This window comes from Micromonospora sp. NPDC007220, assembly GCF_040634035.1.
GTDB classification, from domain to species: domain Bacteria; phylum Actinomycetota; class Actinomycetes; order Mycobacteriales; family Micromonosporaceae; genus Micromonospora; species Micromonospora reichwaldensis.
The window spans coordinates 98,704-114,545 of record NZ_JBEYEU010000013.1 but is presented as its reverse complement, the minus strand read 5'-3'; the positions used below and the strand labels follow the sequence as shown (position 1 = coordinate 114,545).

Here is a 15,842-nt window from a genome sequence, read left to right as displayed (position 1 = left end):
CATGGTGGATTGGCCACCCGCCTTTGAACCACTCATTCGGGAGCGCAGTCGGCTGCTCAGTGCCGACTCGCCCCTGGAGCCTGACCAGAGCCTGACCGAGCTCGGTGTCGACTCGCTGGAAGTGGTCGAGTTGATCGTCAACCTGGAGACCGAGTTCGACATCGAGATCCCACCCGAGCTGTTGCAGCCGGAGGTCTTCGCGACTCCGGGCACCATCTGGAACGCGGTCAGGAGCCTGATGTGACCGGCCCCGTCGAGGAGAGACACGCGGACATGCACCAGTCGTGGGAGCGGCTCACCACGGTCGCCGCCAGGTTGAGTGACCAGGCGCGAGACCAGCGCTACCACGTCTTCGACATCTTCGACTGGCCGGCGGAACTGCCGACGGACCAGTTCTGGATGAGCCCGGAGTTGACGACGTGCTACGGCACCGCGGTGTGGGACCGCCTGTCGGATGCCGAACGGGTGCGCCTGACCCAGGCCGAGGCGGTGAACTTCTTCAGTCTCAACGTCCACCTCATCCGCGAGCTGATCGGCGAGGTGGCCGGGCGGATCTACGACACGCGGTACCCGGGCCTGTCGGAGTTCTTCCACGACTTCATCCACGAAGAGAACGAACACATGTGGTTCTTCGCCCAGTTCTGCCAGCGGTACGGGGGGAAGGTCTACAAGACCAAGCGCGTCGCCGGCACCGCGATCGAGGGTGGCCCCGCCATCCGTGACCTCGTCATCTTCGGTCGCATCCTCATCGCGGAGGAGCTGTGCGACTACTACAACGCGAAGATGGCGACCGACGGCCGGCTGCCGCACATCGCGCAGCAGATCAACGCCGTCCACCACCAGGACGAGTCGCGACACATCGCCTTCGGTCGGCAGATGATGCGGGCGCTGTACGAGGAGGCGAAGCAGAGCGCGACGCCGGAGGAGATGGCGGGAGCCGGGACGTACCTGTCCCGCTACGTCAGCTCGTGCCTGCGGGCGTTCTACCACCCCGAGGTGTACGCGGACGCCGCCCTTCCCGAGGCCAGGCGGATCCGCGCCGAGGTGCTCGGCGACCAGTACCGTCAGGAGTTCCATCGGACCGTGATGCACAAGACCACCCGCTTCTTCGACCGGTTGGGGCTCTTCACGGAAGACACGGTGGCCTGGTGACCGGTCAGCTGCCACGACGTCTGCTGCACGAGTGGTTCATCGCCGGCCTGGCGACGGCGCCGGACCGGGTCGCGCTGCGGATCGGTCGCCAGGAGTGGACGTACACGGAGCTGGACCAGGTGGCCCGGCGCTGGGCCGGCGGGCTGGTCGCGTGCGGGGCGCGGAGCGTCGGCATCCTCGCGGTGCGCAGCATCGAGTCGTACGCCGGGCTCCTCGCCACGCTCTACGCCGGCGCGACGGCGGTGCCGCTCAGCCCGGGCTTCCCCGCCGCGCGTACCTGCCGGATGGCGGCGCAGGCCGGCGTCGACACGCTGATCGTCGACCGGTTGGGGGCGGCGGCGCTTGCGCACCTCACGGCGGCCCTGCCCGGCCTCACCGTGGCGGCGCAGGCCGCGACGCCGCTGGACACCCTGCCCCGGGCCGGCTACGACGACGTGGCGTACGTGCTGTTCACCTCTGGCTCCACCGGCCGGCCCAAGGGCGCGGCGATCACGCACGCCAACATGGACAGCTTCCTGCGGTACAACCTCGACCGTTACGACCTCGGCCCGGGCGACGTGTGCTCGCAGACCTTCGACCAGACCTTCGACCTGGCGATGTTCGACCTCTTCGTGGCCTGGGGCGCGGGTGCCACCGTGGTGTCCACACCGCCGCAGGTGTTCACCGCGCTGCCGGAGTTCCTGGCCGCCGAGCGGGTGACGTTCTGGTTCTCCGTTCCCAGCGCCATCGCTCTGGTGCGGCGCCGGGGCGGGCTGACTCCCGGCTCGATGCCGACGCTGCGGTGGAGCCTCTTCTGCGGTGAGGCGCTGCGCATGACGGATGCCGAGGACTGGCAGCGGGCGGCGGCCGGATCGGTGGTGGAGAACCTGTACGGCCCGACCGAGCTGACCATCGCCTGCTCCGCGCACCGGTTGTCCGAGGACTCCGCCGACCTCGCCGTGCACGGCGTCGTCCCCATCGGCGCGCCGTACCCGCATCTCAGATACCGCATCGTCGAGGACGGCGTCGATGGCACCGAGGGCGAGCTGTGCGTGACCGGGCAGCAGATGTTCCCCGGGTATCTCGATCCGGCCGACGACGAGGGCCGCTTCCACGACGGCGACTCGGTGCGCTGGTACCGCACCGGCGACCGGGTCCGGGAGTGCGCCGGCGGTGAACTCGTCTATCTCGGTCGGGTCGACCGGCAGGTGAAGGTCCGCGGCTACCGGGTCGAGCTGGACGAGCTGGAGTGGCACGTCGGGCAGTTGCCGGGGGTGGAACGGGCCGTCGCGGTGGCGTTCGAGGCGTCCGGGCGGACGGAGCTGGCGGTGTTCTACGTCGGCACCCCGGGCGTGGACATCCGTCGCCCGATGTCCTCGATCCTGCCGGGATACATGGTTCCGCTGCTGTGCCGCGACATCGACGCGTTCCCGCACACGGCGAACGGCAAGATCGACCGTGGGGTGCTCGCCGCACGGGCCCGGGACCTCGTGGCCGGCGGACAGGTCACCCATGCGTGAGAGCCGGCTGCGCCCGCTGGCCGACTCCACCCTCGGGGCGATGCTGTCCATCCGACGCTTCGAGTACGCGGTCCTCGACCTGCTCGGCCGGGGACTGATCCCGGGCACCAGCCACACCTGCCTCGGCCAGGAGTACGTCCCGGTCGTGGTCGAGTCCCTGCTGCGCCCCGACGACGAGGTGTTCAGCAACCACCGGGGACACGGCCACTTCCTGGCGCGGTACGACGATCCGGCGGGGCTGCTCGCCGAGCTCGCCGGCCGTGAGGGCGCGTTGTGCGGCGGGATGGGCGGTTCGCAGCACATCCGCCGCCCGGGCTTCATGTCCACCGGCATCCAGGGGCAACTGGTGCCGGTCGCGGTGGGCACCGCCTTCGACATGCGGCGCACCGGAACGAACTCGATCTCCGTGGTGTACGTCGGTGACGGCACCTGGGGCGAGGGGGTGGTGTACGAGGCGCTCAACCTCGCCGCGCTCTGGCGGGTGCCGATGGTCGTCGTCGTCGAACACAACGGGATCGCCCAGTCCACCCCGACCTCGGCACAGATGGCCGGTAGCGTCGCCGACCGCTGTGCCGCCTTCGGCATCCGCCACGTCGAGGTGACCGGCATCGACGTCGACGCCATCCGGGCCAGCCTGGCGCCGCTCGTCGCCGCCGTACGTCACGACGGGTCTCCGTTGGTGGTCGAGTTCGACACGGTGCGGCTCGGCCCGCACAGCAAGGGCGACGACACCCGCACGCCGGCGGAGCTCGAGGCCCTCGCCGGGCGTGACTGGTACCCGCACTACCGTGCGGCATTCCCGGAGCAGGTCGACCGCCTGGACACGGCGGCGACCGGGAAGATCCGCGACGTGGTCGAGTCGGTACTCGCCCGACCGCTGATCGGCGCCGGTCATGGCTGAGCCGGGGACCGAGCGGGTCGGGGAGGGCCTCAACCGTGCCCTGGCGACCCTGCTCGCGGAGAGGCCGGATCTCCATCTGATCGGCGAGGACATGGCCGACCCGTACGGCGGCGCCTTCGGCGTCACCCGCGGACTGTCCACCGGGTATCCCGAACGGGTCCTCAGCACTCCGATCAGCGAGCAGGCGATCGTGGGCTTCGCGGTCGGCCTGGCCCTGCGGGGCCGGGAGGCGGTGGTCGAGGTGATGTTCTCCGACTTCGCCACCCTGTGCTTCGACCAGATCGTCAACCTGGCCAGCAAGGCCGTCACGATGTACGGCGAACCGGTGCGGATGCCGCTGGTGGTCCGGTGCCCGACGGGGGGCAACCGCGGATACGGGCCCACCCACAGCCAGAGCCTGCAGAAGCACTTCGTGGGCGTGCCCAACCTCGCCGTGCACGAGCTGAGCCCGGTGCACGACGCGCACGCCACACTGGCCCGCATCCTCGACTCGGGGGCTCCCGCGATGTACTTCGAGGACAAGGTGCTCTACGGCCGTCGACGGTTCGGCGCGGCGGCCGGAGACGAGCTGTTCCACTGCGAGCGGATCGGTGGCGCCTGCGACTTCGCCGTGTTGGGCGTGCGCGGGGTCGACCGGGCCGACGTCGTGGTCATCGCACCGGGCGGCCTCACCGACAGGGTGCTCGGCGGAATGCGGGGTGCATATCTGAGTGACGAGATCGCGGTGCGTGCGGTGGTGCCGTCGCGGCTCTATCCGTTCGACCCCGCGCCGCTGGCTGCTCTGGTCGCCGGGGCCGGACGGGTGGTGGTCGTCGAGGACGCGACGGCCGGCGGCACGTGGGGGGCCGAGGTGGCTCACACCATCCACCAGCAGATGTGGGACCTGCTGTCCCAGCCCGTCCGGCTGCTCCACGCGCCGCCGAGCACCATCCCCGCCGCACCCCACCTCGAGCGTGCGGTACTGGTCCAGGCGGACGACATCCGCGCCGTGGTGACGGCGGTCGCCGGTGGGTGACATCCGGCTGCCGCGGCTCAACGCGACCGACGAGGAGTACACGCTCATCGAGTGGCTGGTCGGCGACGGGGCGCCGGTCGAGGCGGGCACCGCGGTAGCTCTGGTGGAGACCTCCAAGGCGGCGCACGAACTCGTCGCGGACGACGCCGGCATCCTGTGGCAGCGGACGTCCGCACCGTCGACCTGCCGCCCCGGGGAGGTGGTGGCGACCGTCGGCGGGGACGACCGCCCGCCACCGGTGCGGCAGGCTTCCGATGCGGATCCGATCACCATCACCGAGCCGGCCCGGCGGCTGATGGCCGAACACGGTGTGGCGGAGGCGGACGTACGGTCGATCGGCAAGCCGGTCATCGCGCGGTCGGACATCGAACAGCTGGTTGCCGGGCAGGCGCCGCCGGCCACGGCCGAGCGGGTGACCGTGTCCGCGGCCCAACGACGGGTCGCCCGTACGGTGTCCACCTCGCACCGCGAGATCCCCGCCGCGTACACGGTCGTCAAGGTGGTCGCCGATCGACTGAAACAACGCCTACGTACCGAGGCGGCGACCATCGGCTTCGTCGGCATCCCGGAGCTGGTGGTCGAGGCGATCGCGGCGCGGCGGGCGGAGTTCCCGCTGTGCTTCGCGCGAGCGGAGGGCGATCAGGCGGCGACGGTTCGGCCGGGAGCGCACGTCGGTGTCACCATCGACGTCGGGAGGGGCCTCTACCTGCCGGTCGTCGCCGACGCCGACACCCGGCCGCTGCGGGACGTCGCCGCCGACCTGTTGCGGTTCCGTCGCGCCGCCGTGCGCGGGGAATTCGCCGAGGCTGATCTGGCCGGGTCGAACATCGCGCTCACGATACATACGGACGCGGACGTCGTGCATGCGCAGCCGCTCATCTTCCCGGAACACACATGCGCGGTCTCGCTCGCCTCGATGCAGCGCGAGTTGGTGCTTCAGAATGATGGTTCGGTCACCACCAGTGACTATTTCCATCTGGGTTTGGCATACGACCATCGTTTTGTCAACGGTCGGTCGGCGGTGGCGTTCCTGCGCGCGGTCAAGGCCGATCTGGAGGCGGGTTGATAGCCCTCTTGACAGTTGTCAGTTGAACGCGACCAACGCGACATCGCCTGTGGACATGACGGAGGTATCCTATGGCTCCCAGCCCGCTATGGAAGGGCTGTCGGTCCGTGTGGAACCTGTGGACTTGAGTCCGCCGCCACGGCTTCCGGATCGAACCTTCGGGTGGAGAAGGACTGATGAGCGGAAAGGGGTGAACCAGCATGACCGAGGTGACTTTCGAGGCTGTCGACATCCGTGAGATGGCCGACGAGGAGCTGGACGATGTGGTGGGCGCGGCCCGTTGCATGTGATTCGTCCGACCATCTGGTCGGGTGCAGTGACCGATGATGCGGGGAGGGGGTGAATCAACATGATCGAGGTGACTTTCGAGGCTGTCGACATCCGTGAGATGGCCGACGACGAGCTGGACGATGTCGTCGGCGGCCCGATGGCCTGCCAGTAAGGCGGCAGGAGGCGCTTGGGCACCTCGCTCAGGCGCCTCCGTCCGCCTTGCCGGTGACGTGGGCGGCGGATGCCGTGTCGCGCCTGCCGGCATTGGCGGGGATCAGACGGTCACGGTCCGGAACCGGCCGTGACCGATGGTTACGGTTATGGAACGAGCCGCAGTGCCCGACCCTTTCCCAGGCGTGCCTCCTGGGCGTTTTGTTCGAGAAAAGGGGTCACCCTGTACCGGCGATTTTTGGGTCAGAGGCATGATCACCGGCCAGCATTTGTCGTGATAGTTTCCCCCCATGGATGCTGATGTTTCCGGGGCCGTGGACACGTTCCAGCGGGCCTTTTACAAGAGCAAGGTGTGGCGCCGCCGGACATGGCTCGGCGTGGCGTGCCACCAGAATCCGATGGACATGTGGATGATCCAGGAGATCATTCACGAAACGCGACCTGATCTGATCATCGAGACCGGCACCCGACACGGTGGGTCCGCACTCTATTACGCGACAATGCTCGGACTCGTCGGTAACGGCCGGGTCGCGACGGTCGACGTCAAGCCCGAACACCTCGCCGGACCGAGCGGCTGGATCGACGGCGAAGGAATGGCGGTCGACTCGCCGTACTTCGACCGGGTCGACACCATGACCGGGTCGTCCGTCGACCCTGCCGTCGTCGCCCAGATGCGGGAAAAGGCGCAGGCCGTCGAGCGGGTCATGGTGATCCTCGACAGCGACCACAGCAAGCAGCACGTCCTCGCGGAACTCGCGGCGTACGCCGACCTGGTGACGCCGGGCTGCTACCTGATCGTGCAGGACACCAACCTCAGCGGGCACCCGGTCCAGGCGGGGCCGTGGGAACCGGGCGACGGGCCCTGGGAGGCGCTCGAGGAATTCCTGCCCGACCAGCGCTTCGAAGTCGACAGGTCGAAGGAGGAACTGATGTTCACCTGGTTCCCTGGCGGCTATCTGCGGCGAGTGTGAGGATGCCCGACGCGCAGTCGTCATCTCTCCAGCCACCAACTTGATTCCTGCCTCCCGGGGCCCCGCGGGGATCGCGACCGGGCACGGAAACAGCCCTTGGTCGATGATCTTCTTCTCCAGAGAAGGGCATCAGTAGCCAAGGGCTGTTCTGGTGGCCGCGCGAACGGCGGTGCCGACGACGATCGGCAATTCCTCGTCAGCAGGCCACCAGCATGGTGAGCGTGGCGGGACCGCGCTGCCGGCGGCCCGCCGGCTGCGAGTCGGTGCCGTTGCCGAGGCGACGGGCGACGGTGTCCAGGCTCCGCGTCGGGGCTGGCGGGGTGCGGCCGTCGGGGGAGGACGCGGTGCGGGAGACCGGGTACTACGCGGAGTTGCTCGCGCAGCGGGACGTGCCGGGGGAGGCCCTGTGCGTCACGGTGGTCGCGGGGCTGACCGTGGACGAGGCGCTCGTTCGCTTCGACGGCTTTCCGGCCCGGCGCACCGCCACGCTGCGGGACCTCGCGGAGGTGGCGCGCGCCGCCCCGTGTCGTACGCCGAGAACGGTCGGCTGGTCGCCTCGGTCGACTGGTCGTATCCCGGACATGGCGACGGCGACGACCCGGAGGAGTTGGAGCCGTACCTCGACGGGCTCGGTTTCGGCGAGGACGGGGATCCGCGGCCCAAGGCGTTGGCGTTCCTTCAGCGCTGCGGGGGCGTCCGGATCACCCGCGAGCACCTGGTCGACGCGCACCCGGCGTCCGTGCTCGTCCCGGCCGACCTGTTCGAGCCACGCGGCCGGCTCGGCAGTCTGCTCCCAGGCGGCGCTGACCTGGTCAAACTGGTCGGCCTGCCGCTGAGGTTCGAGTCGGTGCGATCGCCGCTGCTGCGGAAGGCGTGTCGTGGTGCGGTCGAGGTGGCGGTCGACGGCCTGTTGCCGGCGGAGGCGTTGACGGTCGACCCGTCGGCGCTCACCGACGCGGATCGTGAGCTGCGCCGTGCCGAAGCGCTGGAGTCGGCGCGCCGGGGGTACCGGCGCGGCGTGGAGGACGCCTGGGCGCGGTACGAGGTGGACGGCGCCGGGCCGGTGGGTGGCGCGGCCGGGAAATCCGGGTCAGCGCTCGTGCGCGCCACGTTCGCCCACGCGGTGGCGCGCGGCCGGCTGCACGCGGAACCCTCGACCGCGCTGACCCAGGTGCTGGTCAACGCCGCGAAGGTCGACCCCGACGGTACGGCCGCCCGGCGCGAGCGGGTGCACGCCCACCTGTCCGGCTTCGCCGCCAGGTCCGGCGAGTAGCGGCCCTCTTGCCGAGATCCATTCACGAGCGTAGGAAGTACACGACGCTCCACCCACCATCGTCGGCCCCCGCCTCGGACCACGGTCCGGTGTCGAAGGAGATGCGCGTGACCACACCCAGACGGCTCCGTCTCGCCGTGTCCGTGCTGGTGACCGCAGGCGCCGTCCTGCTCGGCGCGGCCGCCGCCGCGGCGCCGCCCGCGACTCCCGCGCCGGCCGGGCATCAGGGCTGCGACCCGATCGACCCGACGGCCTGCCTGCTGCCGTTCCCGAACGACTACTTCACGGTGCCGGACCGCAGCAGCCCGACCGGCAAGCGGGTACGGTTCCCGGCCTCCGCGATGCCCGCCAACGTGCAGGGAACCCCGATCGACCCGACGGAATGGAACCGGCAGGACGGGTTCAGTCCCGGCTCGCCGATCCTGGTGCGGGTGCCCGGCCTCGACGCGGCGGCGACCGGGATCGCGCCGGTCACCGACATCGGCCGCTCGTTGGCGCCGGACGCGCCGATCGTGCTGCTCGACGCCCGGACGGGTAGGCGCACGCCGTACTGGGCCGAGCTGGACGCGCACGCGGCCGGCCAGCCGGAGCGGCAGTTGCTGATCATCCGACCGGCGGTGGCGCTGTCCGAGGGCACCCGCTACGTCGTCGGCCTGCGCGGCCTGCGCGACGGCAACGGGGCGCTGATCCCGGCGCCGAAGGCGTTCACGGCGTACGTGACCGGCGCCGGCCTCGGCCACCGGGACCGTCGCGCCCCGCAGATGAAGCGGATCCTCGCCGACCTGACCAGGGCCGGCGTCAAGCGGCACAGCCTCCACCTGGCCTGGGACTTCACCGTCGCCAGCCGGCACGGTCTGACCGGGCGGATGCTGGCGATCCGCGACGGCGCGTTCGCCGCCCTCCGCCGGGCCGCACCGTCGTTCACCGTCACCCAGGTGACCGACTACCCGCCGGAGCAGGAGCCGCTGATCGCCCGGCAGGTGACCGGCACCATCGGCGTACCGTCGTATCTGACCGGCGACGGCGGGCCCGGCTCCCGGCTGCACTACGGGCCAGCCGGCGGCGGCGGAACGCCACCGACGCCGAACGCCCTGCCCACACCGTCCGGCGCGACGGTGGCGGCCGACTTCGTCTGCAACATCCCGCGCAGTGCCTCCGCCGCGAAACCGGCACACCTCTCGCTCTACGGCCACGGCCTGCTCGGCAAGCCGACCGAGATCAACGCCGGCAACGTCAAGACGATGTCGCACACGTACGACTTCACCTTCTGCGCGACCAGCTGGATCGGCATGGCCGCCGCCGACGTCCCCTACGTGGCCGGCGCCTTCACCGACCTCAGCGGCTTCCCCGCGGTGGCCGACCGGTTGCAGCAGAGCTACCTGAACTTCCTCTTCCTGGGCCGGGCGATGATCCACCCGGGCGGGTTCGCCGCCCACCCGGCGTTCCGGGACGCCACCGCACGGCCGCTGATCGACGTGGCCGGCGGGCTGCACTACGACGGCAACAGCCAGGGCGGCATCAACGGCGGCGCGCTTACCGCCATCGCCCAGGACTGGACCCGGTCGGTGCTCGGCGTGCCGGCGATGAACTACTCCACGCTGCTGCAACGCAGCGTGGCCTTCACCCCGTTCCAGACGATCATGGACGGCTACTACCCGGACAAGGTCGACCAGCAGCTGATCCTCGCGCTGCTGCAGATGTTGTGGGACCGCTCCGAGGCCAACGGGTACGCCCAGCACATGACCGACCGCCCGCTGCCGGGCACCCCGGCACACCAGGTGCTGATGCACGTGGCCTTCGGCGACCAGCAGGTTTCCCCGGCCGCGGCGGAGGTCCAGGCGCGCACCATCGGCGCCCGCCTGCACACCCCCGCGCTGGCCGACGGCTGGTCACCGGACGTGCGGCCGTACTGGGGCATCGCGCCGATCCGCAGGTACCCGTACACCGGCTCGGCGATGGTGGTCTGGAACAGCGGCGCGGCGTACGCGCCACCGCCGACGAACCTCGCCCCGGCCGGGCCGGAGTACGGCGAGGACTCGCACGAGTTCCCGCGCGCCCAGGCCGCGGCGCAGAGGCAGAAGGCGGTGTTCCTGCTCACCGGAAAGGTCATCGACGTCTGCGCGGGGACGCCGTGCCCGTGACGCGGTGACCGGTCACGCCGGGGTGCCCGTCCGGCCGCAAGCAGATACGCGTCTGTGGATCAATGCTGACAGACCGCTGCCCGGCGGCGGGCCAGCGCCCTAGCGTCACCTCTGCCGGACCCGTGGCGGATGGCCACCGGGCCGGCTCCTGAGGAGGCACGGGTGCGAAGGCGTTACGGCATCATCTCGGCGGCCACCGCCATGCTCTGCGGGCTCGCTCTGGCCGGCACGCCGGCACAGGCGAGCGCGACCACGCCGAACGGGATCCCCGCCGGGGCGGAGGCGACGTTCCACGGTCGGCCGATCCGGGACGCGGCGACCGCGCAGGCCCTGGCCGACGCGTACTGGACGCCGGAGCGGATGCGCGCCGCGACGCCGCTGGAACCGTTGGTGGGCGGGGAGGAGCTGGCCGGGGAGGCCGCGGACCGGCCGGGTCGGGTCGGCGAACCGCGCTCGGGCGCGGAGCCGATCGGTCCGCGCGGCACCGGCACGGCGGTCCCCGGTGCCTCGGTCTCGGCCCGCGACGCCTCCGCCGGAGCGGGAACCCAGTCCGTCAATCCCTCACCCGGTGTCGGCCGGGTCTTCTTCACCGCCAACAACGAGGACCACTACTGCTCCGCCAGTGCGATCAACACGGCCAAGGCGAACCTGGTCTCCACCGCCGGGCACTGCCTGCACCCCGGCGACGGCTCCGACAACTGGCACACCAACTGGGTCTTCGCCCCGAACTACGCCGACGGCCCGTCCGCCTGGGGGCTGTGGAGCGCCCGGAGCATGACCTCGACCAAGGGCTGGGTCGACCACGACATCCTGTGGTGGGACTACGGTTTCGTCACCGTGTGGCCGCGCAACGGCAAGCGGCTGGTGGACGTCACCGGCGGGGAGGGCATCAGCTTCAACTACCCCCGCAGCGTCGCCGCCACCCTGCTCGGCTATCCCGGCGCCGCGCCCTTCGACGGCAGGTGGCAGCACTACTGCCAGAGCACGACGCAGGCCGCGGGAACGCAGCGGGTCAAGCTCATGGACTGCCCGCTGAACGAGGGCACCAGCGGCGGGCCATTCCTGCGGGCCTGGAACAACTCGCAGGGCTTCGGGTACGTGAACTCGGTGGCCTCGTACAAGTTCTCCGGGAACATGTACGGCCCGTACTTCGACGAGGACGTCGCCGACCTCTTCGACTACGCGAAGGCCAAGAACTGACCGGCGTGGGCCGGGTCAGCCGCGCCGGGAGCTGAGGCGTCCGCCGTGGTACCGGCTGCCGCGGCGGCGCCATCGAGATCCGCGGCCGCCCAGGTGGTGGTGTCGATCACCCCTGGGCGGCCGGCCCGGCCCGGCCGGTGCACGGCGCGACCCGTGACATGATGGCGCCCATGGGGAAACAGCAGGACGTCGGCGGACCCGACCGTCACAGTGGGTCAGGTGCCGCCGCGGACGGCGCGACGGGTGGCAGCGTCGACGCGCGGCTCGCCGTCGCGCAGGACCCCACCACGCCACAGATGACCCTCATCGACCTGGCGTCCGACCCGTCGGCCGTGGTCCGTAAGGCCGTCGCGACCCGTACCGACGCGCCCGCGCAGGCACTGCGCCCGCTGACCCGGGACCGTGATCGCGACGTCCGGGAGGCCGTGGCGAGAAACCCCTCGACCTCGATCGGCAATCTTCTGGTGCTCGTCAAGGACGCCGACCGGTGGGTCCGCTGGGCGGTCGCCGGTAATCCGGCCTGCAACGAGTCGGTTCGCCGGGTGATGGCGGAGGCTCCCGACAAGGAGCTTCGCGGCCTACTCGCGGAGACGCGCGAACTGGAGCCCGAGCTGGCCGCGCGGCTGGTCGACGACGTCTCGCCCGAGGTGCGGGAACGGCTCGCCACCCACACCCACGACCCCGACGTGATCACCGCCCTGATGGCCGACCGCACCGCGCGCGTACGCAAGGGGCTCGCCCGCAACCCGCGGACCACCGCCGCCCAGCGCAGCGCGCTCGCCCAGGATCCCGTGGTGGACGTCCGCGTCGCGCTGGTGCTCGCGGTCGAGCTGGACGACGCGGATCTGCGCCGCCTGGTTGACGACCGGTCGGTGCAGGTGCGGATGGCGTTGGCGACGTCCGAGGTGGTGCCGCCGCACATCCGGCAGGCGCTCGGCGGCGATCCCGACGAGATGGTGGCCGCCGCGGCGCGGGACTTTCGCCCGGGGGCGGGCAACGCCGCGGTGGTGCGGGCTCCGCGCATCGGCCACCGGGCCTCCGGAACCGGCCGGGGTCGACCCGGCGGCGCCCGCCGCTGAGGCTGGCGGAGCCGCCGTCAACCGCCCCGCGCGCCTCGCGGCCGTCGCCCGTACCCGATTCCAGGACACCGTCGTGTTCGGGCGGCCACGTGGCAGCACGAGGAACACCGGCGCGAACACCGGATCGTCGAGGGCGTCATTCGCAGCGGTCCTCGCCGCCCCGCCCGTACGGCTCGCAGCAGTCCGGCCGGTGCCGGAACACGATCACGGTGTGACCGTGGCGCTCCTCGCGGTCGCCGGTCCGCTCGTACAGGCAGGCACCCCACACCACTGTCTCGCCTCGGCCGTCGACCACCTGCCCGTCGCCAGGGCCGTGCCGCAGCAACACCCTCACACCGGCGACGCTACCCGCGCTCGCCGGTGCGCCGTGAGGACTTCCGAACCGAGACCGGGCGTTCCGGGGTGGCTGCGTGGGCGAGGCAGCCCTGCGGATCCGCCCTCCCTGCCCTTGCCCTCGACCACGGTAGGAGCATCGAAATGGCAAGATCGGTGCCTTCGGGCGGGTTCTCGTCGCGTGGCGGTATCCGGGTCGTCCCCAAGGTCGGGGGCGGTGTCCGCGCCGACTCCGGCTGGCCGATGGCGAGGCTACGGGCGGATCAGCACGCCATCACGCTGCGGGAGATCTGGGCCGGTACCTTCGTGGTCACCGCCGACAATCTGATCGCGATCCGGCGATGGCGAAACACCGGGCTGGAGTTCGACGTCGATGATCGCGACGAGTTGTGGATGTTCCGGACACTCGATGTCGAACGACTGGTCAGCCGCCTGTCGACGCTCGGATGGATCGCCGAACGGTGACGCGTCAGATCGGGTGAGGTTCGTAGTGGCGGGGGCGTGCCGGGGCAGCGGTCACGGTGAACCCTCCTGGGTGTCGCAGACCGGCCCTGGTGATCCTTGCCCGCCCGGGTCCGTCAGTGTCTGCCGTCGTCGCCGGCCGAATGCGACGACCGGTTCGGTGGCTTCCGCAACCACAGCCACACCCCCGTCAGGAGGCACGCCGCGCCCAGGAACGCGATCGCCGACTCGGCCAGCTCGGGGAGGTCGTCAAGGAACGGGAACGTGCGCGAGGCGGCCAGCGCCACAAGCGCGATCAAGAACAGAAGGACGGCAAGGACCCGCTGTCGAACCATGGTTGATTGGATCACAGCGGCCGGCGCGGGGACCTCCCGCCCGGGAGGCCCCCGCCGGTGGCTCAGGCGGCGTAGATGTACTTGTTGTTCCCCACCGCCAGCACGGCCGCCGTGGAGCCGCGGACCCCGCTGTTCAGATTGCGCCAGCCGGTGTTGCTGGCCGTCTCGTGCACGTAGCCGCCGGTGACGCTGTAGACCAACTTTGCCCCGTTGAAGTGCAGCGCGGCCAGGGCCGTGCCCTGCGCGCCGGAGACGCCGGTCCACAGGTTGCGCCAGCCCGCGTTGCTGGCCGCCTCGAAGATCCGGCCGCCGTTGAGGGTGTAGACGATCTTCGTGGTGCCCGCCGCGATGGCCGCCACCGCCGAGCCCGGAATGCCGGTGCTGATGTTGCGCCAGCCGTTCGCGCTGCTCGCCTCGTGCACCAAGCCGCCGACGATGCTGTAGACGTACTTGATCCCGTCGATCTCGATCGCCGCGATCGAGGCGGAGCTCACCCCACTGATGCCCGTGCTGATGTTGCGCCAGCCGTTGCCGCTGCTCGCCTCGTGCACCGAGCCACCGACCACGCTGTAGACCAGCTTCACCCCCTTCCAGTTCAACGCGGCCAGCGCGGTGCCCTGTGCGCCGGAGACGCCGGTCCAGAGGTTGCGCCAGCCCGCGTTGCTGGCCGCCTCGAAGATCCGGCCGCCGTTGAGGGTGTAGACGATCTTCGTGGTACTCACCCCGATCGTGGCCACGGCCGAGCCGGTGACCGCGCCTGCGCTGCCGGAGATCGGTAGGGCCTGCCAGCCGTTGAAGCTGGGCGCCTCGAACACCTGACGCGACTGTTGGCCGGGATTCTGCGCGATGTAGACCAGCGGGCTGATCCTGGTGCCCGAGGGGTCGATCATGTGCCAGTGCAGGTGCGGGCCGGTCGAACTGCCGGAGCCGGGCGCGCCGGCGGCACCGCCGGAGCGGCCCACCACCGTGCCCGCGCCGACGCTGGCGCCGTCGGCGAGCGAGAACTGCGACAGGTGCATGTACTGGCTGCGGTAGCCGTCGCCGTGGTGGATCGTGACGGTGTGTCCACCCGTACCGTTGTAGGGGATGTTCTGGATGGTGCCGGCGCCGCAGGCGGGAAGTGCCGTGCCCACGCCCATGCCGTAGTCGATACCGCCGAGCGAGCCGCGGCGGAGGTGGCCCTCCCAGGTGTCGGTGACCGGGTACGCGCCGAACGGGTTGTAGATCGTCGGTGCGGCGTGCGCGGTTCCGGGAATCAGCACCCCGCCCACGGTCATGGCGCCCGCGCCCAACGCCGCGGCGCGCAACACGCCACGGCGGCTGATGCCGGGTACGCCCTCGTCGCCGCCCCCGCAGCAACCGGATCCGTCATGCTGGTTCATGGAACTCCTTCTGTGATCAGGGGTGCCCGCCTCCACGGCCGCGGCGGCCGACGGCGCGGGGTGACGGTGCTGGCCGGCCGGGTCGCTCCCCGCACCGGACGATCGGCAGGTCCCGGTCGAGCCGGGCAGATCCTCGTGGACCGCGCGACTCGGAGCCGTCGGCCGATCGATCATAGTCAGTGTCATCCCGCGGGTTGACAGCGTGGCGGTCACCGACCCGACAGCCCGGCCCACGAGTGGCCGGATCCGCACCGACGAGTTGGCGGCCTACAGCACGGTCGTCGCCTTCGACGCCCTCACCGGGGACGTCGTCGGCGCGGTCGACGTCGGCACGTCGTACGGACTTCCGATGCTCCCCGGGCAACTGGTCAAGCTGCGCTGCGACTGCTCTTTCGGGCCCGGCCGCTGGTACCCGGCCGGCGACAGGTTCACCGACGGCAACCTCGTGTGGGTGGGGCGGGCGCCGGTCGTCGCCGACTTCGACCTGACCGCCGGCACCGGCGGTTGACGCTCGGCACCGCCCGCCGGTCGACGGATCGAGGCCGTGCCCGCGTTTGGCGGAGGCGCCACCGGCACCCTGCCGTCCGGTGTT

16 protein-coding genes are annotated in these 15,842 nt (G+C 71.0%); 13 read left to right on the top strand and 3 right to left on the bottom strand.

Translation table 11 applies throughout. The annotated features are described in order from the left end of the window. Nucleotide 1: 1 nt before the first annotated feature. The 11 genes from ABZ573_RS21885 (at nt 2) to ABZ573_RS21835 (ending at nt 12,738) form a co-directional block, all read left to right on the top strand. Nucleotides 2-244, top strand: coding sequence for a phosphopantetheine-binding protein (locus tag ABZ573_RS21885; RefSeq protein WP_101409372.1), 243 nt, complete (start codon nt 2-4; stop codon nt 242-244). Continuing rightward, entirely contained in the window at nt 241-1,152 is a 912-nt protein-coding gene (locus ABZ573_RS21880; protein ID WP_327027956.1) for a diiron oxygenase, read from the top strand. The genes ABZ573_RS21885 and ABZ573_RS21880 overlap by 4 nt, the downstream gene beginning before the upstream one ends. Next, nucleotides 1,149-2,651, top strand: a complete 1,503-nt coding sequence (locus ABZ573_RS21875; protein ID WP_358120451.1) for an AMP-binding protein — start codon at nt 1,149-1,151, stop codon at nt 2,649-2,651. The genes ABZ573_RS21880 and ABZ573_RS21875 overlap by 4 nt, the downstream gene beginning before the upstream one ends. Continuing rightward, nucleotides 2,644-3,552 carry a thiamine pyrophosphate-dependent dehydrogenase E1 component subunit alpha gene (locus ABZ573_RS21870; RefSeq protein WP_358120448.1) on the top strand — a complete coding sequence of 303 codons (909 nt, stop codon included), beginning with the start codon at nt 2,644-2,646 and terminating at the stop codon, nt 3,550-3,552. The genes ABZ573_RS21875 and ABZ573_RS21870 overlap by 8 nt, the downstream gene beginning before the upstream one ends. After that, nucleotides 3,545-4,567: a transketolase C-terminal domain-containing protein gene (locus ABZ573_RS21865; protein WP_327027960.1), complete on the top strand. Its 1,023-nt coding sequence runs from the start codon at nt 3,545-3,547 to the stop codon at nt 4,565-4,567. The genes ABZ573_RS21870 and ABZ573_RS21865 overlap by 8 nt, the downstream gene beginning before the upstream one ends. Beyond that, nucleotides 4,560-5,633, top strand: a complete 1,074-nt coding sequence (locus tag ABZ573_RS21860; RefSeq protein ID WP_358120444.1) for a 2-oxo acid dehydrogenase subunit E2 — start codon at nt 4,560-4,562, stop codon at nt 5,631-5,633. Before ABZ573_RS21865 ends, ABZ573_RS21860 begins: the two co-directional genes overlap by 8 nt. Before the next feature lie 755 nt (nt 5,634-6,388). Further along, nucleotides 6,389-7,045: a CmcI family methyltransferase gene (locus ABZ573_RS21855; protein WP_358120441.1), complete on the top strand. Its 657-nt coding sequence runs from the start codon at nt 6,389-6,391 to the stop codon at nt 7,043-7,045. A gap of 151 nt (nt 7,046-7,196) precedes the next feature. Further along, a complete protein-coding gene (locus ABZ573_RS21850) occupies nt 7,197-8,318 on the top strand; it encodes a DUF6461 domain-containing protein (RefSeq protein WP_358120438.1) in 1,122 nt (373 codons plus the stop codon). A 107-nt stretch (nt 8,319-8,425) separates the two neighbouring features. Continuing rightward, a complete protein-coding gene (locus ABZ573_RS21845) occupies nt 8,426-10,459 on the top strand; it encodes a hypothetical protein (RefSeq protein ID WP_358120435.1) in 2,034 nt (677 codons plus the stop codon). Between the two features lie 162 nt (nt 10,460-10,621). Continuing rightward, entirely contained in the window at nt 10,622-11,659 is a 1,038-nt protein-coding gene (locus tag ABZ573_RS21840) for a hypothetical protein (protein WP_358120432.1), read from the top strand. A gap of 170 nt (nt 11,660-11,829) precedes the next feature. Next, on the top strand, nt 11,830-12,738 hold the full coding sequence (locus ABZ573_RS21835; RefSeq protein ID WP_358120429.1) for a hypothetical protein: 909 nt from the start codon (nt 11,830-11,832) through the stop codon (nt 12,736-12,738). 136 nt (nt 12,739-12,874) lie between these two features. Here ABZ573_RS21835 and ABZ573_RS21830 read toward each other — a convergent pair whose 3' ends face one another. Beyond that, on the bottom strand, nt 12,875-13,072 hold the full coding sequence (locus ABZ573_RS21830) for a hypothetical protein (protein ID WP_151452679.1): 198 nt from the start codon (nt 13,070-13,072) through the stop codon (nt 12,875-12,877). Nucleotides 13,073-13,215: 143 nt separating this feature from the next. Here ABZ573_RS21830 and ABZ573_RS21825 point away from each other — a divergent pair, with 143 nt between their 5' ends. After that, a complete protein-coding gene (locus tag ABZ573_RS21825; RefSeq protein ID WP_327027968.1) occupies nt 13,216-13,536 on the top strand; it encodes a hypothetical protein in 321 nt (106 codons plus the stop codon). Between the two features lie 113 nt (nt 13,537-13,649). Here the strand turns inward: ABZ573_RS21825 and ABZ573_RS21820 are convergent, their stop codons facing one another. Both ABZ573_RS21820 and ABZ573_RS21815 read right to left on the bottom strand, forming a co-directional pair. Then, nucleotides 13,650-13,868, bottom strand: a complete 219-nt coding sequence (locus ABZ573_RS21820; RefSeq protein WP_358120425.1) for a hypothetical protein — start codon at nt 13,866-13,868, stop codon at nt 13,650-13,652. A gap of 62 nt (nt 13,869-13,930) precedes the next feature. Then, complete coding sequence (locus ABZ573_RS21815) at nt 13,931-15,250, bottom strand: M23 family metallopeptidase (RefSeq protein ID WP_327027970.1); 1,320 nt, start codon at nt 15,248-15,250, stop codon at nt 13,931-13,933. Between the two features lie 202 nt (nt 15,251-15,452). On the opposite strand from ABZ573_RS21815, the gene ABZ573_RS21810 reads away from it, so the two are divergent. Beyond that, the gene (locus ABZ573_RS21810; RefSeq protein WP_358120421.1) at nt 15,453-15,758 is read left to right on the top strand and encodes a hypothetical protein; all 306 of its coding nucleotides are present in this window, start codon (nt 15,453-15,455) and stop codon (nt 15,756-15,758) included. The last annotated feature ends 84 nt before the right edge of the window (nt 15,759-15,842 follow it).